Genomic DNA, 18,845 nt, shown 5'->3' on the forward strand with positions numbered 1-18,845 from the left:
TGCGCGGCTCGTGCTGGCAAAAAGGGCCGCTACTTTAGTCGAATACGAAGCGGCTGTGTGCACCCAGGACGCGCTGCCTTCAGTTTTATTTTCGCGGGTCAATGTGGCAATAGCGCGCAGAGCCAGCAGCGCGCGTCCGCGTGCATTGCTTGCAATTTTCTAACAAGCAGAATCTGCCTATCGCACCGCTTCGCTTATTCAATTGGGGTGGCGCGGCGCCCGCTCCTAATCTTCCCGCTGCGTTCCAGACGCAATTAAAAACGAGAAGAGGAAGAGTGAATGAACCGTTACCTGTCAGGCGCCTTGCCTGCACGCATGCTGCTTGGCGTGCTTTGCGCGAGCGCGCTGTCGCTTTGCGCCCATGCTGCTCCGCTGACCCGCGACAATGGCGCGCCTGTCGGCAACAACCAGAACTCGCAGACTGCCGGCCCCAACGGCTCGACCCTGCTGCAAGATGTACAGCTGCTGCAGAAGCTGCAGCGCTTCGGCCGCGAGCGTGTGCCCGAGCGCGTCGTGCATGCGCGCGGTACCGGCGCCCATGGCGAATTCACCGCGACCGACGATATTTCCGATCTGTCCCTGGCCAAAGTCTTCGAAAAGGGCAGCACCACCCCGGTTTTCGTGCGCTTTTCCGCCGTGGTGCATGGCCTGCACTCGCCAGAAACCCTGCGTGATCCCCGTGGTTTCGCCACCAAGTTCTACACCGCCGATGGCAACTGGGACCTAGTCGGCAATAACTTCCCGACCTTCTTCATCCGCGACGCGATCAAGTTTCCGGACATGGTCCACGCGTTCAAGCCCGATCCTCGCACCAATCTGGATGACGACACACGTCGCTTCGACTTCCTCTCTCACCATCCCGAATCCACTCGCACCCTGACGCTGCTGTATTCCAATCAGGGCACGCCAGCCAGCCTGCGGATGATGGACGGCAACGGCGTTCACGCCTACAAGCTGATCAATGATCAAGGTGATGTGCACTACGTGAAGTTTCACTGGAAGAGCCTGCAGGGCGTGAAGAACCTGGACCCGAAGGAAACCCAGGAGATGCAGGGTAAGGACTACAGCCACCTGACCTCGGACCTGATCGCCGCCATCGACCGGGGCGACTACCCGAAGTGGGACCTCTACATTCAGGTGCTCAAGCCGGAAGACCTGGCTAAGTTCGAGTTCGATCCGCTGGATGCCACCAAGATCTGGCCTGACGTACCTGAGCGCAAGATCGGTCAGATGGTGCTGAACAAGAACCCGGACAATGTATTCCAGGAAACCGAGCAGGTCGCCATGGCACCCGCTAACCTGGTGCCTGGCATCGAGCCGTCCGAGGATCGCCTGCTGCAAGGCCGTCTGTTCTCCTATGCCGATACGCAGATGTACCGCGTCGGCGCCAATGGCATGAGCCTGCCGATCAACCGTCCGAAAGTCGCTGTCAACAACGGCAACCAGGATGGCCAGCTGAACAGTGGACACACCACTACCAGCGTCAACTACCAGCCGAGCCGTCGCGAAAACCGTGAAGAAACGCCGCGGGCTATCTACAGCAAGACTGCGCTGACCGGCACCACTCAGCAGGCGCCGATCTACCGCGAGCAGAACTTCAAGCAGACCGGCGAGCTGTATCGCTCGTTCAGCAAGAAGGAGCAGCAGGATCTGATCAATACGCTGGGCGGAGAGTTGGCTAAGACCGATCAGGAAGCGCGCTACCTCCTGCTGTCGTACTTCTACAAGGCGGACGCCGAGTACGGCGAAGGACTGACCAAGGTCGCCAAGTCCGACCTCAAGCGGGTCAAGGCGCTGGCCGCCAACCTGCAGGACTGATGCAGCAATCGGCCGTCGCCACGTACGGCGGCCACTGACCCGAGCCAGGCTCGGGTCAGCTATTTAAGGAGCAGAGCATGAAGTGCTTTTATCTGTTAGCTGCCTTGCTGCTCGGCAGTGGGCAGGCATTCGCCGCGTCGGAACTGAACGCGGTATCGAATGACTCCGAGCAGGTCCAGACTCAATTACGCGACTACTTCTTCAACGCCGCTCGCTTTGGCGATAACGAGGTTCTCGACGAATTCATTCAGGCCGGATACGACCTGAACACCGCCGACGAGAAGGGCTACACCGCCTTGATCCTGGCGGCCTACAACGGCCACCCGGATACGGTGGAGCGGCTTATCACCGCCGGTGCCGATGCCTGCGCCGAGGACAAGCGCGGCAACACCGCCCTGATGGGCGCGATCTTCAAAGGTGAGCTGCGCATCGCCAAGCGCTTGTTAGCCACCGAATGCGACCCCGACCAGCGCAACAAGGCCGGCCAGACCCCAGCGATGTACGCCGCGCTGTTCCAACGCGATGCTCTGCTCGAAGCGCTACGCGAGCGAGGAGCCGATCTCGAGTCAAGCGATCCGCTGGGCAACAACGTCGATAGCCTGGCACGTGGCGAAATCCGTACCCGCTGATCAATAACTCTTGTACGGCAGAAATTTGCCGGACAGGACGACATTGACTCGATCACCCTTCGGGTCGGGTTGGCGTTGAATATTCATAGAGAAATCGATGGCACTCATGATGCCGTCACCGAACTCCTCGTGGATCAGCTCCTTGATGGTGCTGCCGTAGACGTTGACGAGTTCGTACCAGCGATAGATCAGCGGATCGGTGGGCACTGTAGTCGGTAATGACCCTTTATAGGGCACGATCTGCAACCAGGCGACGGCTTCGTCAGGCAGCTCGAACAGCTTGCCGAGGGTTTCCGCCTGGGTTTTGTCGAAGGCCATCTGGCCAAGGCAGCCGGCGGTGGTCCATTCCTTCGACATGCCGATGGACTCGGCCACCTGGGTCCATTTCAGGTTTTTGCGCACCTTGGCAGAAACGATCATCTGGGTGACTTGGCTGCGGCAGGAAATCATGGCGTTACCTCGTTCACTGGAGCCGCGGCGGCGGCAGGTATCGCCAGTGATGCATGACATATGCCAGGGGGACGGAGGTGGCTTGGGTTTCCATCGTCGCGAAAATGATCGGACAGGCTGAATCCAATCGCTTTTCAGAATGTAGGGCCGAATTCATTCGGCCGATCAATGACCCAGCTGCATCGGCCTAACGAGTTCGCCTGAGGGATTGACTATAGGTAATTTCTGAAGCGCATCAAGCCGCTGCAAGACTCTCCCTTCAGTCGTACTCCGACGCCTCATGCTTGCCTAGCAAGCGCCGCTGCCTCGGCGTGGCCGCTGCGATCACCTCGGGATTGAAACGCCATTGCAGATAGGGCGAAAACTTCTGCGCGACCATGCGCCGGCCGTAGTGCACTTGCAGCAGGTAACGGCTGCGGTCGGTTGTGCGGTTGCGGCTGCCGGCGTGCCAGAGATCGCTGCGAAACAGCAATATGTCGCCGGCTTCACAGAGCACCGGTTCGAGGGGCTGTCCGTGCCAGCTGATTTCACCCTGGCGTGGTTTGCGGCCGGCGCGGTGGCTGCCGGGAATCACGAGCGTCGGGCAGAGATCCGCATCGATCCGGTCGAGATAGATGTGTGCCGTGCAGACCTGCATCGGCAGCTCGAAGGCGGGATCGGCCAACAGCGCTTCCGGCAGCTCCATCGCCAGATAGTCCGCATGTAACTCGCCACCGATGAAGCCCGGACGGCTGCGCCAGGCGGTCTGGCCGATCACATGGCAGTCCGCACCGAGGCAGGCTTCGGCCAGTTCGATGACACCCGGTAAGTCGAGATAGGCCAGCCAGAACGGATCGCGATTGAACACGCATTTGTAATGGTCGTCGACCAGGCCCTGGTAATCCCAATGGATCGGCTCGAGGCGATCGATGGCGGCGCGCACGTCGTCGATTTGCTGCGATTGCAGAACGCCCCGCAGCAGTACGAAGCCTTGCTCATGCATGGCCTGCAATAGATCGGCGGTGAGGGCAGTTCGTGGCATAGCGGCAGACTCGAAAACGCTTAGGCTGTCGACAGCTTGTTGAAAGCCTAGGTTCGTATGCTGTCACCGCTCGCGATGACCTGTCCTCGCAGCAGGCGCGCAGCCACAAGCGGTGCGCTGGTTGCATCCCTTCTCGTGCGAACACCGGCCACGCGGCCACAAGCGGCGTCCGCCGGGTTCGCTTTTCACCCGAAAGCCGCACCAGTCGCATGGCGAAACCGCTCTGGCTTGGGTTCTGACGCCGTTTGAGCGAAAATCGCCGCGCTTTTTTCCGTCGCACATCGATGCGCTTGGCATGTCACGAGGCTTGGATGACTACCGCACGTTTCACTCCTGTACAGATCCTGTTCCACTGGCTCAGCGCGCTGCTGGTGCTGACAATCATCGCGTTGCCTTACGGCGCGGATTTCTTCGCATCGCTACTCGGTGGCAAGGGCAACGTATTTACCCTGCACAAGTCGCTTGGCGTCGTAGTGCTGGCGTTGACCCTGCTGCGCCTGGCCTACCGTGGCCGCAAGGTTGCGCCGCAACAGCTCGAGCCCCAGCAATCCCGCACGCAGCAAATCGCTGCCGCTGGCGGACATGGGCTGCTTTACCTGCTGTTGTTGCTGATGCCGATCTCCGGTCTGCTGTTCGGCAGCAAACCAATCAATCTGTTTTGGCTGGCGGAGATCGGACCGCTGCCGTTCTCATCCGACATTCGTGGCGTGGCGAAGGACGTCCACATCCTCGGCCAGTACGTGCTCTTCGCAATGATCCTGGGCCACGCCGCCGTTGCTCTCTGGCATCACTACGTGCGTCGCGACGACGTGCTCAAGAACATGCTGCCGCTGGTGCGCTGAGGCCGATCTGCACCGCTAATCACGGGCGAGCGGCCTCGCACTAGCGTGCCGCTCAGCCCGCCCCACCGATGATCTGCAGCCCGCTCTGACCGTTGCCCTGTCGCTGCACCTGAATCTGCACCGGGATGCGCTCGTGCATTTCCGCGACGTGGGAAATCACCGCGACCTTGCGGCCCTGGGCTTGCAGCGAGTCCAGTGCGTCCATGGCAATTTGCAGCGATTCGGGGTCGAGGCTGCCGAAGCCTTCATCGATGAACAATGACTCGATCTTCAGCTTGCTCGACGCCATCGAGGCCAGGCCCAGCGCGAGCGCCAGCGAGACGAGGAAGGTTTCGCCGCCGGACAGTGAATGCACCGAGCGCAGTTCGTCGCCCATTTCCGTATCCATCACCAACAATCCCAGCGGACTGCCGCCGCGCTTGAGCCGATAACGCCGCGCCAGCTGACGCAGCTGCACGTTGGCGTGCTGCACCAGCAGATCGAGGTTGTAGGCTTGGGCGATCTTGCGGAAGGCACCGCCGTCGCTCGATCCGATCAGCGCGGCGATGCGGCCCCAGCGCTGGCTTTCGGTCGTGGCCTCGGCGATCTGCTCGAGCAGAGACTGGCTCTGGTCGCGCCGACGGTCATCGTCGAGCAGCGCTGCGCGGAGTTCGGTGCTTCGCTGTTCTGCCGCGTTGCAGCTGATTTCCTGCTCTGCGTACTGGTGTTTCAAGGTTTCGCCATCCGGCGCATCGGGCTGCCCGGCCTGATGCGCGGCCAGCCGCTGCGTGCAGCCGTCCAGCCGTTCGCGGCTACGGGCGAGTTGCTCGGTGTTGGCGCGCAGACGTTCGCGCGCTTCGGCGAGCAGTGTTTCGTCCAGCTGCAGCAGCTGTTCCAGGGTCGCATCGTCCATATCAGGATGCGTGGCGCGCCAGGCTGTGAGTTCCTCGCTCAGCGTGCTGCGTTCGGCCAGCAGCTCTTCGCGTCGTTGATTGCAGCTCTGCTGTTCACTGGCGAGTCGAGTCAGGTCGACGCGTGCCGCGTTCAATTGCCGGTCGACGTCGGCGTTTTGCTGGCGAGCGGTCAGGATCGCTTCTTCCAATTGCTGCTGCCAGGCTTGGGCGCTGGGCTGTTCACCGAGGCTTTCGCGCAGGCTCTGGCGGCAGGCCAATTCGCGGGCTTCGAGTTCGGCGAGGCGGGCGGCGCACGCCTTGTGCTGGTCGAGACGATGCTGTTGCTGCAACTGCTCGCGCTCAAGTGCGGCCTGGCGCAGTTGTCGCTCCTCGGCCAACTCGTTCTGTTGGTCGATCTGCTGACGCCGGGCTTCGACCCTGCTGTCGAGCTGCATGAATGTCTCGGCAGGCGCCCCGCGCCAACAGGCGAGCGAGGCAGCAGGCAGCAGACTGGCGAATTCAGCCAGCTCGTCAGTCAATCGCTCGTCGTCGCGGGCGATGGCCTCGCGCTGGCTGGTGAGCGCCTGTGTCGCCTGAACGCAGGTGTCGCGCGCGCTCTGCCAGGCGTTCTGCAGGGTTTCGCTTCGCTGCTGCATCTTGAGCAGTTCACGCTGGCGGGCATTGGCCGTGGTGATGTCGGTTTTAAGCGTGGCGAGCAATCCGTCAAGCCAGGACTGGCGCTCCGTTTCCGCCTCGCTCAACAGTTCGTCGTAGAGGGGCAGGGCGGCCAGTTGCGGTTCCAGCGTTGCCAGCTCATCGGCGATTTCAGCGTGTCGCTGCCCGTTCTGTTTGATGCCTGTCGTCAGTGCGATGTGCTGGTCGCGCAGCGCCTGAAGCTTTTCATCGTGATTCTTCAGCTGCAGCTGGGCTTGTTCGACTTCGCGCTCGTCCCCCTGATCGAGGGCGGCGAGCAGCGCACTGCCGTCGTGCCAGGGATGTTCGAGGCTGCCGCAGACGCTGCACGGCTCGCCTGGGGCCAACGCCGCGCGCATGGCTTCGACATTGGCGCTGCGGGCCAGGCGCTGGCGATCCAACAATGTCTGCACCACCGTGAGCGCCTTTTCCGCATCGTCGCGTTCGCTACGGGCGAGCTTGCCGGCCTGCGTAAGGGCGTCGAGCTCCTGCTGCTGGCTGCTTTTCGCGTCGATCAATGCCTGTTGCTGATGTGCCAGTTGCTGTTTGCGAGACCAATGCCCGTGTAGGCTTTCTCCTTCGCGCAGGGCTTCGCGCCAGGCGTCGAGCCGAGTGTTGAGTTGGGCGAGTTGGTCGGCCAGGCCCGTTTCACCGCCAATGTCTGCTTGCAGTGCGTCGAGCGCCTGGCGTGCCTGAACCTGTGCGGCTTCGGCGTTCTTGGCAGTGGCTTCCAGGGCTGGAAGCTCCTGACGACCCTGTTGCAGGCGAGCCGCAATCTGCACGGCCTGCTGCAGGCGTGGCCGATAGCCATTCCAGGCCGCGCACAACGGCTGCAACTCGGCGCTGCGGGCAAGCCCTTCGGTCAGGGCTGCCAGTTGGCTGGTGGTCTGTTCCTGCTGCTGCCGTAGTTGAGTCAGGGTCTGTTCACCGGCCTTGCTTGCGGCTTCGGCGTGTTCGGTTTGCTGGCGCGCGTCGCTCAGGTCATTGGCCAGATGGCTTAAACGCTCCTCTTCGCGGCGCGCCTGCACAAGCCGCGGTTCGGCGGCCTTGAGCGCTTGCTCGGCTGCATTCAACGCATCGATCGAATTTTTGCAGAGCTGTTCCAGCTCATCGAGCCGCTGCTGCATCGCGCTGTGCTCGCGGCCATGGCGGGCCAGGTTTTCCTCGACTTTGGCCAGCAGCGGCGCCAGTTCCTGCTCGCGTAGGAAGCGATGCCGTTGCGGTGCCAGCAGCTCGAACAGCCCGAGGATGCGGCGGGCGTCGGCGAGGTTTTCATGTTCGCTTTCAGCATCGGTCAGCTGCTGCCTGGCATTGTCGCGATCAGCTTGCAAGCGGGCCAGGTCCTGCAGCCATTGGCTCTGCTGTTTCAGGATCTCGAGCTGCTGTTGCATTGCCTTGAGTTCGGCTAGCTGCTGCTCATGCTGCGCTTCCAGCGCTTGGTGCGCCTCGGGTTCGAGTGGCTGCACGCCGCCGGCCTGTTGTTGCAGAACAGCCAGCGCTTCGCGGGTGCGCTTGGCGGCCTCGAAGGCGGCCTGGCCGAGGCGGCTGTAGAGGCCGGTATCGGTGAGTTTTTCCAACAAGGTGCCGCGGTCGTTGTCATCGGCCTTGAGAAATGCGGAGAACTCGCTTTGGGCCAGCAGCACGGCGCGGGTGAATTGCGCCATGTTCATGCCGAGTCTGGCTTCGAGCAGCTCCTTGAATTCGCGTTTCTTGCCGCTGGCCAGGAGCTGGTCGCGGTCCAGGTCCAGCAGGCTCTGGTTGCTGGCCTGCAAGCGGCCGTCGACCTTCTCACGGGCGCGTTTGACCTCCCATCTGGCACGGTAGCGGTGGCCATCGACGCCGGCGAAATCCACCTCTGCATAGCCGCTGCTGCAGCCGCGACGTAGCAGGTTGCGTTCGTCGGTATTGCCTATCTCGTCGCTGCCGTCTGGAACCTTGCCTTGGGTGCCTACGTCTTCCAACCGCGGCGTGCTACCGAACAGCGCCAAACACAGCGCGTCGAGAATGGTGCTTTTTCCGGCACCCGTGGGCCCGGTGATCGCGAACAGGCCGGCGCTGGCCAAGGGTTCGGCGGTGAAGTCGATGACCTGTTCGCCGGCCAGCGAGGCGAGGTTTTTCAGGCGGATGGCCAGGATCTTCATGTGGCGTCTCCTTCGCCGGCGAACTCGACGCGTTGTAGCAGGCTGGCGAAATCATCCAATGCCTGCTCGTCCGGCGGGTTGCCGAACTGTTCTTCCCAGGCGCGGGCGAAGAGTTCCTGTGGCGTGATCTGGTCGAGGCCGAGCAGGACTTCGGATTCCGCCTCGCCGCGTTTACCAGCGTATTCACTGGCGATGCGCACCAATCGGCAGGCCTTGTTGGTGAGTGCCGTTTCGATACGCTGGCGCAAGTCCGGCAGCGGTTCGTCGAGCTGCACGCGCACCTCCAGCCAGGGCAGGTTTTCAGCGAACAGGCCCACCGGAGGCAACGCTTCAAGGGCGGCGATGACTTCCGCCAATGGTGCGCGACCGATGCGGATCATCTCCACGGCGCGTGGCACCGGCAGGCTTTCGATCGTGTCCAGCCGGTCGCCGCCAAAGCTCACCAGCAATACCTGATGCGGATAATTGATCTCGCCAAAAGACAGCGGCAACGGCGAGCCGCTATAGCGAATGCGCTCCTGGCCCGCGACCTTTTGCGGCTTGTGCAGGTGGCCGAGGGCGACGTAGGCGATGGGCTCGGGAAACAGACTGGCTGGCAGCGCTTCGGCGTTGCCGATGACGATATTGCGTTCCGAATCTTCCGATACCGCACCGCCCGCCATGTGCGCGTGGCTCATGGCGATCAGCGCTTGACCGGGCTGGCGCTGCGCTTCGGCCGCGGCGATCAGGTGCTGATGCACGTGGCGGATGCCGGCCATGTAGTCCTCGCCCGCCTCGCCGCCGGTGACTTCCGCCGGGCGCAGAAAGGGCAGGGCCAAGCACCATCCGGCCACTTGGCCCTTGGCGTCATGCAGCGGTACCAGCAACCGGCCATGGTCGAGCTGATGGTCCGCGAGCCAGCTGATGCGCCCGATGGCGTGGGCGTTGAGGCGCCTCATCAACGGCCCGGGTAACTCGATCCGACCGCCGGAGTCGTGGTTGCCGGCGATCATCACGATATCCAGCTGCGGCAGTTTTTCGTGGGCGCGAACTATGAAGTCGTACAGACGCTCCTGGGCCTTGAGCGGTGGGTTCACCGTGTCGAAGATATCGCCGGCGATCAGCAGGGCGTCGGGCTGATGTTGGGTCAGCTGGTCGAGCAGCCAGGCGAGGAATTGCGCGTGTTCGTAGTCGCGGTCCTGGCCGTGGAGGGTCTGGCCCAGGTGCCAGTCGGAGGTGTGAATCAGGCGCATACGAGGGGTCTTTTTTGGTGGCGAGTGGGCGCCTGCAGGCGGTCGGCGCGCACGGTTCGCCGGGGGCTGTTGTAGGAGCGAGCTTGCTCGCGAAGCTCTTGGGTTTGGGTTCGTGCGGGAAAACCTATTGGCGGGGTTGGCCGAGGCATTGGTTTCGCCCTGCTGGGCGACTCACTTTTTTCAGTCGCCGGATGGCCGGCCCCAAAAAAAGTAAGCAAAAACGCTTGCCCCTGCATACGGGGCTCGCTGCGCTCGACTCCCCTCACTCCATCGCTGCTCCGAGGGTCGCCGCGCAAGGGCCATCCATGGCCCTTCACGGCTCTCGCGGCATCCATGCCGCTCGCCCCTCTGCGCAGAGATTCCATTCGGCCTCCTGAAAGGGGCGTTTGGTGTTGCCTGGTAGGCCGTGCAAACGGGAACGGGCAGAGTTTTTTGTTGCTAATGCTCTTGGAAAACCTCCAGACGACTCGGTTCCAAGTCCCCTTCAGGAGGCCGAGCGCAGGCGTTGCGTAGGGGGTCGCGAGACATGGATGCCGAGCGAGGAGTGATGGGACATGGATGTCCCTTCGCGACGACCTCCGGAGCGGCGCCGGAGGGAGGGAAGTTTTGCGCAGCAAAACCCGGATGCAGGGGTGGCCTTCTTTTTGGTTACTTTTTCTTGGCCACACAAGAAAAAGTGACGCGCCGTGCAAGGCGCAACCTGTAGGTCGGGCCGAGGAAAGCGCGGCGCCATACTCAAACTTCTGCGCCAGCAATCGTTCGCGAGCGAGCTCGCTCCTACAAAAAGCAATGGCGCGGTCAGCCGCCACTGGCCAGAGCGCGCTGCGATTTGCAAAGGGGCCGGCGGGCGGAACCGGGTGAATGAATTCGCCCCTACAGATGAGGCGGCTGCGTGGAACCATCACGAATACAACCACACCTTCAACCCTTGCAAATTGCTCACCTGAATCTGCTGCGCAGCAGCATTCGCCTGAACGGTGTTGGGATCGATCTGATACCGCTGCAGCACGTACTGCACCAACGCTCCACGGGTCGCGATGCGCAGCTCGCCATCCTGCATGCCGTAATCGGTTTCGATGATCGCCTTCTGCTCCGGGTTAAGCCGCGCATCGGCCTCGATGATCACCTCTACCGAAGTATTCCAGGCCTTGTCTGCGTCACAGGTATTCTCGCTTTCATCCATCAGATCCGGCTCGCCGCGAAAGCGGCTCAACACGAAATCACGGTAGCCTCGATTCTTCTCGCAGTAAGCGCGCACATGCCAGCGGGTGCCGGTGAAGACCAGCGTATGCGGCGCCATCACGCGGATCTCGACGTCGGGGTGGGCGAGGGACACGTATTCGGTTTCCAGTCGCAACCCCTCACGGCAGGCTTTCAGGATCGGCCGCAGTACCTCGGGACGGATGCTGCGATCGGGCATGTGCAGCACTTCGGTGTGCGCATAGGCCAACGCTAGGCCTTCGATATGCGGCGCGCGATCACGGTTCTGGTCGAGCAGGTGGAGATAAGCGCTGGCGCTACCGTCGATGAACAGCGGCTGAAACTGCTTGCTCGGCGTATAGCCCTTCAGATGGCGGTCATATGTAAGGTTATTTGGCGCATGTTCGTTGAGGTAGGTATTGATGTCTTTCGACGCTTGCTGCCGACTGATGCCGAAGCTCTGCATCAGGTGACCCGTGGTCAGACGGCCTTCCCACCAGGCGATCGTCTCGATCAGGCGATAACGCAGTGCCAAGTCCCAGCGGATCTGATTGATCGATTGCATCCTTTTCATCCGTCCCTCTTCTGCTGGAAAACTTTACACGCGACTATCGGGTAGCTCGACGTGTCGCGCGAAGCTACATATATTCAAGGCGTACTTCAAGCGAGCAGAACGAGGACGACGACACCATGAGCCTGTTATTGAATGCGCTGCTGTTCTCCGCAACCGTCTTCGCCGGCATGGGTTTTCTGGCCTGGTTGGCGTACGGGAAAAGCGAGGGGAAGTGAGGCGGGCCGGGGCGCGCAACGTTACATTTTTTTGTCGATGAACGGTCATCCGATGAGTGGTTGGAATCTCCGGGTGATTTGCCGGGTCTTTGTCACAGACTTAGCGCATGAGGCGTTCGATGAAAACCCTGTCCCGTCACCTTGCCGACAATTTTCCGGCTGAATATCAGACCCGCGTGGAGCCGCAAGACGACGGCTATTTGGTGGTCCGCGTCGGTTATCGGATCAACGGCACCGAAGCCATTCGCATGGTCTCTGGCCGTCAGGTTCAGAACGGCCTGCTGGTGGAAACCATTCTGGAAGATATGCGCAACGAGCTGTCCCGCCCGCAGTAAGCGCTCTGCTCCTTCGCATCACCGATTGCCTTGCTGAGCTGCCCGGCCTTTTGCTGTCGGCAGGCGGATGCTGACCTGCAGCCCGCCGAGTGCGCTCTGTTCCAACGTCAAATCACCGTTCCAGGCGGCGGTGATATCCCGCACGATCCCGAGTCCCAGGCCGTGGCCCTCCGCCCGTTCGTCGAGACGTGTGCCGCGCTCCAGAGCGGCCTCGCGGCGGTCTTCGGGAATTCCCGGTCCATCATCCTCGACTCGGAGCAGATAACCATCCGGCAGCTTTTCGATGTTCAGCGATACCTGCGCGCGCGCCCACTTGCAGGCGTTGTCGAGTAGGTTGCCGAGCAGCTCGAGCATGTCTTCACGATCCCAGGGCAAGCGGCAATCGGCATGGGTGTGCCAACGCAGGTCGAGGTCGCGGCGGTGGATCATGTGCAGCGTTTCGAACAGTGCCGGCAGTTCTTCGGCGCAGTCGAAATGGGCGCCAGGCAGGACCTCGCCGGCCAGCCTTGCACGACTTAATTCGCGCGACACGCGCTGCTGGATCTGGTCCAGTTGGTCGCGCAGATTTGCCTGCAGGTCCGGCTGTGCTGCCAACTCCTCGCGCTGGGTGAGGCTGCCGAGCACGGCCAACGGGGTTTTCAGAGCGTGGCCGAGGTTGCCCAGCGCATGCCGCGAACGCTTGAGGGTGTCGTCGGTGTGCGCCAATAGACGATTGATCTGTTCCACCAGCGGCTGCAGTTCCTGTGGCACCTGGATGTCGAGCTGCTGACGCTGGCCCTGCTGCAGCTGCGCAATCTGCTGGCGGGCTCTTTCCAGCGGGCGCATGGCGAGCTTCACCGCGTAGCGCTGCAGGAGCAGGAACACCAGCAGGACGACACCGACCAGGCCCAATCCGGCGAGACGAACCTGGGCGAAACTCGTGAGGATCGGCGTGTAGTCGCGGGCGACGCTGATACCTATGGTTTGGCCATCGCGGCGGTAGTCGGCGTGATAGGTAAGCAGGCGCTGATCCTGCGGGCCGTCGAGTAGTTCGTCGCCGAGCCCATCGCTGCCGGGCCAGACCGGTTCGGCATCCCACAGCGAGCGGGAACGCCAGCTGCGCCCAGGCAGGTCGATACGAAAGTAATGGCCGGAAAAGGCCCGTTGATAGCGCGGATTCAGTCGGCTCGAATCGAGCTTGAAGCCATTCGGACCTTGCACCACGGCGATCAGCAGACCTTCGGTTTCTTCGCGCAGGTCGGTTTCCAGGCTGCGTTTGAGCCCCGTTTCGAACAGCCAGAGGCTGGTCTGCAGCAAAAGCAGGCTAACGATCAGCAGCACGGCGATCAGCCCCAGGCTGAGGCTGCGCTGGATCGACTTCAAGGCGCGCCGCCGAAGCGATAGCCCTGGCCGCGGCGGGTCTCGATCAACTCGCGGCCGAGCTTGCCGCGCAAGCGGTTGACGTGCACCTCGATCACGTTGGAATCGCGCTCGGTTTCGCCATCGTAGAGGTGTTCGGCCAGTTGGGTTTTCGACAGCAGCTGGCCGGGGTGCAGCATGAAGTAGCGCAACAGGCGAAATTCTCCAGCGGTCAGCTCGATATCCTGGCCGTCCTTGTTGCAATGCTGGCGTGCTTCGTCCAAAGCCAGCCCACCCACTTGCAACAGCGGCTGGTTGGCCACACCGTGGGCGCGGCGCAGCAGCGCTTGGATGCGCAACTGCAACTCTTCGGGATGGAAGGGTTTGGTCAGGTAATCATCGGCGCCGGCTTTGAGGCCTTCGATGCGTTCGGCCCAGGAGTCGCGGGCGGTGAGAATCAGCACCGGCGTTGCCAGGCCTCGTGCGCGCCAAGCGCGCAATACCTCCAGCCCTGGCTTGCCAGGCAGGCCGAGGTCCAGAACGATAAGGTCATAGGGTTCGCTGCTGCCTTGATAATCGGCATCTCGCCCATCGGCGAGCCAGTCGGTGGCGTAGCCTTGGCGGCTCAGGCTGGACACCAGTTCGTCAGCCAGCGGAACGTTGTCTTCGACTAATAACAGGCGCATCAGTCTTCTTCGTCCTTGAGCATCCGGCCATCGCGCGCGTCCAGTTCCAGCTCGCGAGCGATGCCATCTGCGGTCAGCAGTTCGATTTCATAAATATAAAGACCATCATCTTCTTCCAGCTCGGCTTCCAGCAGGCGAGCACCGGGATGACGCTCCATCGCCCGCTGCAGCAAACTTTCCAATGGCAGAATCAGGCCCTCACGGCGAAGCCGCAGGGCTTCATCCTGGTCCAGGTCACGGCTCGCCGCCGGGGTGGTGGCGAGCAGCAGAGCCAGTGGAATGGTGAGAAGAGTGGCGGGTCGCATTAATCGTCCTGATGGTCCTTGAGCACTTCGCCGGTTTTGGCATCGAGCTCCATGTCCCATTGCACACCTTTGTCGTCGCGCAATTCAACCTGATAAATGTGGCGACCGTATTCCTCTTCCAGTTCGGTCTCCTCAACCTTGGCGCCGGAGTGCTTGGCCATTGCCGTTTCGTTGAGCTTCTCGAACGACTGGATGGTGCCGGCATCGCGCAGCTTCAATGCTTCGTCGGGGCCCAGGTCGCGGGCCATGGCCAGGTTGGCGCCGAGGGCGAGGGTGGCGGCGGTGATCAGCGTAGTCAGTGTTTTCATGGGTTCGTTTTCCTGTGTGGGTTTTGACGATTCACAGGTTACGAGTGCTGGCTTACGCGAAACTGAACGGGTGTGTGCTGCGACAAAAAGCGTTTGGGCCAAGCAATAGGTGCGGCTGCATTGTCCAATGCAGCGTACGTCCACCTGTTTCGGGAGGCTGTCATGAATCTGTTCTACAGCGTCGCGCTAAGCGTGTTTCTGCTCAATCAGCCCGCGTTTGCGCAGGACCTGCTCAAGCCTACGGCCCCGGCGGAATCTCCGGATATCGACGCGGGGCCCGCCACTGAAATGGTTTCGGAGCCGGTCATGCGCGCCAGCGGAACCATCGAGGCCCTGGACCGCGAACAAGGCGTGGTGACCATCGCCCATGGCCCGGTGCCCGCTTTGAAATGGCCGGCATCGACCATGGAGTTCCAGGTCCGGCGAGAGCAGCTCGAAGGGTTGGTCGTAGGTGATGCGGTTGAAATCGGTTTTCAGAGTGAAGGCGACGAGGCGGCGATCGTCTCCATCGACAAGCGTTGATACATGCATCCTGCCGTTGTAGACGGTTTGTGCTGAACCTCCGTCTGCCCGTTGGGCTCGTATTCATAAGGGCTGCGTTGCACCCCGTCCCGACAAACAGCAAAAGGATCGAACTTATGTATCACAAGAAACTGACCGCTGCCCTGGCCGTCGCCGTTCTCGGAAGCGCCAGTGGTTTTGCACTGGCAGACAAGCCAGGCGCCGACTGGATCACTCTTGAGCAGGCCGTAGAAAAAGCCAAGGCAGCCGGCTATACACAGCTTCATTCCATCGACGCGGACAACGATTCGTGGGAAGGCGAAGGTGTCAAAGCCGATGGCAAAGTCTGGGAATTCAAGATGGACGGCAAGACCGGGAAAATGACCCGCGACGAGCAGGACTGATCGCAGCGGCCCGCTACAGTTCGGCGCGGCGGGCCAGTTTGCAGATGCGATCGGCGGTGCGGCAGGCGATCGCCTGGATGGTCAGCGATGGGTTGACCCCGCCCGAGGTCGGGAATACCGAGCCATCGCAGATCCACAGGTTGCGGATGTCCCAGCTGCGGCAGTCGGCGTCGACCACGCTGGTCGCCGGGTCGGAGCCCATGCGCGCGGTGCCCATCAGGTGCGCGGTGCCGTCCGTTTCGTTCCAGATGTTACGGGCGCCCATGCCCTCCAAGCCGCGGCGCATGAAGTCGACGGCATGCTCGACCAGCCGCTGGTCGTTGTCACCCATCGACCAGGTGACCCGTGCGATGGGCAGTCCGTACTGGTCCTTCTCATCCGCCAGCGTCACCCGGTTGCCGGATTGAGGCAGCGTTTCGCCGACGATCTTCAGCCCGACCTGGTGGTTGTACTTTTGCATTTCGTCGACCAGCGCCTTGCCCCAGAGCCCGCGGTTGCCGGTCTGGGTGGCGGCCCAGGCGGCCGGTAGCGGGCCCTGGCTCATGATCGCGTAGCCGCCGTGAAAATCCTTGCCGCGGTCTTCGTAGTTCCAGTGCTCGGTGATTGCCAGTGACGGCGGTCCCTTGTACCAGCGAATTTCCTCATCGACCTCGCCCCAAGCGGCCTGGTTGGCGTGCACCATCAGGTGCGTACCGACCAGACCGGAGCTGTTGGCGAGCCCGTCGGGGTAACGTTCGTTGGCCGAATTGAGCAGCAACCGCGGCGTCTCGATGGCGTAGCCGGCGACCACCACGTTACGCGCATGCTGGAAGCGCCACTGACCGTCACGGTGGTAATGCACACCGCTGGCGAGCCCATCCGGTCCGGTCTCGATGCGCCCGACCATGGCCAGGTCGCGTACTTCGGCGCCGGCACTGAGCGCACGAGGTATCCAGGTGTTGAGCACGCTCTGCTTGGCGTTGGTCGAGCAGCCGGTGACGCAGAAGCCGCGATAGACGCAGGGTGGCGCGTTGTCGCGTGGCGCCGAGAGGGTCGCCAGCGGTGTCGGTGCCCAGGCTACGCCCATCGCTTCGCAGGCTTTCGCCAGCGCCATGCCCGAGGCGTTCACTTCATGCTGACGATAGGGGTAGCGTCGGCGCTTCGGCCCCCAGGGGTAGCGTACCGGCCCGGAAATCTTCAGCGCCTGTTCGACCTCCTCGTAGTAATCCCACATCTCGCGCCAATCGAGCGGCCAATCCAATCCATAGCCGAGCAGCGAGCGCGCCTTGAACCACTCGGGGCGCATGCGCAGCGAGACCATGGCGAAGTGCACCGTGCTGCCGCCGACCGACTTGCCGCTGTTGTTGGTGCCGAGCTTGAGTGGATTTTCGCCATCGCACAGGCGCTCATCGGTCCAGAACAGCTTTTCCTGATGGGCCTCATCCGACGCGAATTCCTCCAGCGGTCGCCACCACGCGCCAGCGTCGAAGGCGACCACCGAAAAGCCGGCCTCGGCCAGCTTGCAGGCGAGGGTGCCGCCGCCAGCACCGGTACCGACAATGGCGAAGTCCACCGACTCGTGTTCCGGGTACTCACGCATCGGCACCCAGCCACCACGGTGGAACACATCAGGGGCTCGGCCGTTGCGACCGCGTGGCGTGCGCATGGCATCGAGCAGACGATCAGCGGACATGGCGATTCAACTTCCGCGCGTGGCCTTCCTTGCCGGGGTGGGCCTCGGCGGCTTCCCAGGTATCGCGGGTGTCCTCGGCCAGGCGCACGTAGCCACGCGGGCTGGCCGGGCCGCCGAAGCCCAGCTCGTTCCAGGCTGTCGGGTGGCTGTAGTAGGCGGCGGGAATGTCATGCACCAGGCGGTGGCTGAAGAAGGCCGCAGCCGGCATGCCCTGCCAGGCGGCGCCATGCAGCTCGTCGCGTTGCATGGCGGCAAGCAGATCGTCCTGTCGTGCCGGTGGCAGCTCGGCAAAGCATTGACCGTGATGGGCCTGCGCTTCGGCATCGAGTGCATCGAGCCCGGTGGCCCAAGCCTGCTGCAACGGCGGCAGACGGGCGTCTCGGTAGCCATCGCCACGGCGCTCGCTGACTCTGAGCTGCACCAGCGCGGCGACCGGGATCGGCAGTCGATCAGGCGGTTGCGGCACGATTCGATCACACACCGCCTGCAGGGTGCGCCATTGGTTCGCGCTGAAATAGCCGGTCTCGTTCGGCACGGCCAGACGTTGCTCGACGACCTCTCGGCTCGGTTCGTTCCACGACGGCCCCTGGCGTTTGCGCAGCACATCGTAATCGGGGTAACGGTTGGTCATTATTTCCACCATCGGTATTGCGCCAGTTGCTTTTCTTCGTCGAGCAGCGAGTGCGCCGCCAGCCCGGCCAGTGCCAGACCGGTGAAGCTCGGCGGTGCGGGTAGCGGCGGGCCGGCCTGTAGATTCTGTCGCCAGTTGCGCCAGCCGCCCATGTTTCGGGTGATGCCAAAGGCATGAAACCCGGCCCCGGCGAAGCCCATGAACGCGGTGAAACGCAGCACCAGTCGCGACAGCCAGCGCAGCCGCTGGCGGCGCGGACTGGTCAGTGCGCTGGCGGCCAGCAGTGCGGCGGCGAGCGGCGGCGCGGTCACCGGCAGGTACATCGCCGGGTTCTGGAACGAGCCACGAAAATGCAGCAGGCCGGCTTCGGCGGTGGTGCCGAGCAAGCCACCGGCGGCCATCAACGCCACCGACCGGCCCGCTGGCAAACCGAATACCCGCGGTACGGCATCGCCACTGGCGTTGCGCAGGCGCTCGGCGTAGTAACCGAGCAGGCCGGAAAGCACCAGCGCCGAGGGCGCACCCAGCGGCGCGGCATAGAACAGATTGCTCCAGCCCAGGCCGCCCGGGCGCTTGGTGACGTTGTAAAGGTGAAACCCGGTGCCGACCAGGCCGGTCAGTCCGGTCAGCAGGTAGATCGGATCACGCACGTCGTGGGCGACGGCCTTACGGTCCTGCTGGCCGTGTCCGCTGGCGAGCAGCGACAGCGTCGAGGTGATCAACGGGGTGTACATGGCGCGGTTCTGAAAGTCGCCCCGGTAGTGCTCCAGCGCGCTGTCCAGCGCCACCGAGGTGGCCAGCAGGCCGGCGCCGCGGTTCAGCGTGCGCGCGGCATCGACCATGGTGCCCCGGCTCGGGCTGAACAGCAGGCCGCGGCCGCGCTTCTCGTGTTTCTGCCAGTTCAGGGCGGCAAGACCCAGCGCGGTAGTCGCGCCGACGGCCAGCAGCCTGAGTTGCGTGCGTGAAACCATGAATGCT

The 18,845-nt window shown here is 62.7% G+C and carries 18 protein-coding genes; 6 read left to right on the forward strand and 12 right to left on the reverse strand.

Annotation, left to right across the window (positions count from 1 at the left end):
- Window positions 1-315: 315 nt before the first annotated feature.
- Together AC2LD7_RS12100 and AC2LD7_RS12105 are read left to right on the forward strand one after the other, a co-directional pair.
- The gene (locus tag AC2LD7_RS12100; protein ID WP_484598027.1) at window positions 316-1,818 is read left to right on the forward strand and encodes a catalase; all 1,503 of its coding nucleotides are present in this window, start codon (window positions 316-318) and stop codon (window positions 1,816-1,818) included.
- Window positions 1,819-1,895: 77 nt separating this feature from the next.
- Window positions 1,896-2,447: an ankyrin repeat domain-containing protein gene (locus AC2LD7_RS12105; protein WP_484597982.1), complete on the forward strand. Its 552-nt coding sequence runs from the start codon at window positions 1,896-1,898 to the stop codon at window positions 2,445-2,447.
- Here the strand turns inward: AC2LD7_RS12105 and cynS are convergent, their stop codons facing one another.
- On the reverse strand, window positions 2,448-2,897 hold the full coding sequence (cynS, locus tag AC2LD7_RS12110) for a cyanase (RefSeq protein ID WP_484597983.1): 450 nt from the start codon (window positions 2,895-2,897) through the stop codon (window positions 2,448-2,450).
- 259 nt (window positions 2,898-3,156) lie between these two features.
- A complete protein-coding gene (locus AC2LD7_RS12115; RefSeq protein ID WP_484597984.1) occupies window positions 3,157-3,918 on the reverse strand; it encodes a phytanoyl-CoA dioxygenase family protein in 762 nt (253 codons plus the stop codon).
- A 311-nt stretch (window positions 3,919-4,229) separates the two neighbouring features.
- On the opposite strand from AC2LD7_RS12115, the gene AC2LD7_RS12120 reads away from it, so the two are divergent.
- Entirely contained in the window at window positions 4,230-4,760 is a 531-nt protein-coding gene (locus tag AC2LD7_RS12120; protein WP_484597985.1) for a cytochrome b, read from the forward strand.
- A 52-nt stretch (window positions 4,761-4,812) separates the two neighbouring features.
- On the opposite strand, the gene AC2LD7_RS12125 is transcribed toward AC2LD7_RS12120, so the two are convergent.
- The 3 genes from AC2LD7_RS12125 to AC2LD7_RS12135 form a co-directional block, all read right to left on the reverse strand.
- Window positions 4,813-8,466, reverse strand: coding sequence for an AAA family ATPase (locus tag AC2LD7_RS12125; protein WP_484597986.1), 3,654 nt, complete (start codon window positions 8,464-8,466; stop codon window positions 4,813-4,815).
- On the reverse strand, window positions 8,463-9,698 hold the full coding sequence (locus AC2LD7_RS12130) for an exonuclease SbcCD subunit D C-terminal domain-containing protein (protein WP_484597987.1): 1,236 nt from the start codon (window positions 9,696-9,698) through the stop codon (window positions 8,463-8,465). The genes AC2LD7_RS12125 and AC2LD7_RS12130 overlap by 4 nt, the downstream gene beginning before the upstream one ends.
- A gap of 901 nt (window positions 9,699-10,599) precedes the next feature.
- On the reverse strand, window positions 10,600-11,472 hold the full coding sequence (locus AC2LD7_RS12135; protein ID WP_484597988.1) for a helix-turn-helix transcriptional regulator: 873 nt from the start codon (window positions 11,470-11,472) through the stop codon (window positions 10,600-10,602).
- Between the two features lie 334 nt (window positions 11,473-11,806).
- On the opposite strand from AC2LD7_RS12135, the gene AC2LD7_RS12140 reads away from it, so the two are divergent.
- Window positions 11,807-12,022 (forward strand): hypothetical protein, encoded by a 216-nt coding sequence (locus AC2LD7_RS12140; protein ID WP_484597989.1) that lies wholly within the window; start codon window positions 11,807-11,809, stop codon window positions 12,020-12,022.
- 18 nt (window positions 12,023-12,040) lie between these two features.
- Here AC2LD7_RS12140 and AC2LD7_RS12145 read toward each other — a convergent pair whose 3' ends face one another.
- Genes AC2LD7_RS12145 through AC2LD7_RS12160 form a run of 4 tightly spaced genes read right to left on the reverse strand, consistent with a single transcriptional unit; the run spans window position 12,041 to window position 14,659 of the window.
- A complete protein-coding gene (locus tag AC2LD7_RS12145) occupies window positions 12,041-13,384 on the reverse strand; it encodes a sensor histidine kinase (RefSeq protein WP_484597990.1) in 1,344 nt (447 codons plus the stop codon).
- A complete protein-coding gene (locus AC2LD7_RS12150) occupies window positions 13,381-14,046 on the reverse strand; it encodes a response regulator transcription factor (RefSeq protein WP_484597991.1) in 666 nt (221 codons plus the stop codon). The genes AC2LD7_RS12145 and AC2LD7_RS12150 overlap by 4 nt, the downstream gene beginning before the upstream one ends.
- Window positions 14,046-14,351: a PepSY domain-containing protein gene (locus AC2LD7_RS12155; RefSeq protein WP_484597992.1), complete on the reverse strand. Its 306-nt coding sequence runs from the start codon at window positions 14,349-14,351 to the stop codon at window positions 14,046-14,048. Before AC2LD7_RS12155 ends, AC2LD7_RS12150 begins: the two co-directional genes overlap by 1 nt.
- A complete protein-coding gene (locus tag AC2LD7_RS12160) occupies window positions 14,351-14,659 on the reverse strand; it encodes a PepSY domain-containing protein (protein ID WP_484597993.1) in 309 nt (102 codons plus the stop codon). The genes AC2LD7_RS12155 and AC2LD7_RS12160 overlap by 1 nt, the downstream gene beginning before the upstream one ends.
- A gap of 162 nt (window positions 14,660-14,821) precedes the next feature.
- Between AC2LD7_RS12160 and AC2LD7_RS12165 the strand changes: the two genes are divergently transcribed.
- Both AC2LD7_RS12165 and AC2LD7_RS12170 read left to right on the forward strand, forming a co-directional pair.
- Window positions 14,822-15,181: a copper-binding protein gene (locus tag AC2LD7_RS12165; protein WP_484597994.1), complete on the forward strand. Its 360-nt coding sequence runs from the start codon at window positions 14,822-14,824 to the stop codon at window positions 15,179-15,181.
- 116 nt (window positions 15,182-15,297) lie between these two features.
- A complete protein-coding gene (locus AC2LD7_RS12170) occupies window positions 15,298-15,564 on the forward strand; it encodes a PepSY domain-containing protein (protein WP_484597995.1) in 267 nt (88 codons plus the stop codon).
- A gap of 13 nt (window positions 15,565-15,577) precedes the next feature.
- Here the strand turns inward: AC2LD7_RS12170 and AC2LD7_RS12175 are convergent, their stop codons facing one another.
- The 3 genes from AC2LD7_RS12175 to AC2LD7_RS12185 are packed head-to-tail and all read right to left on the reverse strand — an operon-like array spanning window position 15,578 to window position 18,838.
- Window positions 15,578-17,236 (reverse strand): GMC family oxidoreductase, encoded by a 1,659-nt coding sequence (locus AC2LD7_RS12175; RefSeq protein ID WP_484597996.1) that lies wholly within the window; start codon window positions 17,234-17,236, stop codon window positions 15,578-15,580.
- Window positions 17,226-17,867, reverse strand: coding sequence for a gluconate 2-dehydrogenase subunit 3 family protein (locus AC2LD7_RS12180; RefSeq protein WP_484597997.1), 642 nt, complete (start codon window positions 17,865-17,867; stop codon window positions 17,226-17,228). Before AC2LD7_RS12180 ends, AC2LD7_RS12175 begins: the two co-directional genes overlap by 11 nt.
- On the reverse strand, window positions 17,867-18,838 hold the full coding sequence (locus tag AC2LD7_RS12185) for a hypothetical protein (RefSeq protein ID WP_484597998.1): 972 nt from the start codon (window positions 18,836-18,838) through the stop codon (window positions 17,867-17,869). The genes AC2LD7_RS12180 and AC2LD7_RS12185 overlap by 1 nt, the downstream gene beginning before the upstream one ends.
- Window positions 18,839-18,845: the final 7 nt, after the last annotated feature.

This window comes from Stutzerimonas sp. (genome assembly GCF_982611455.1).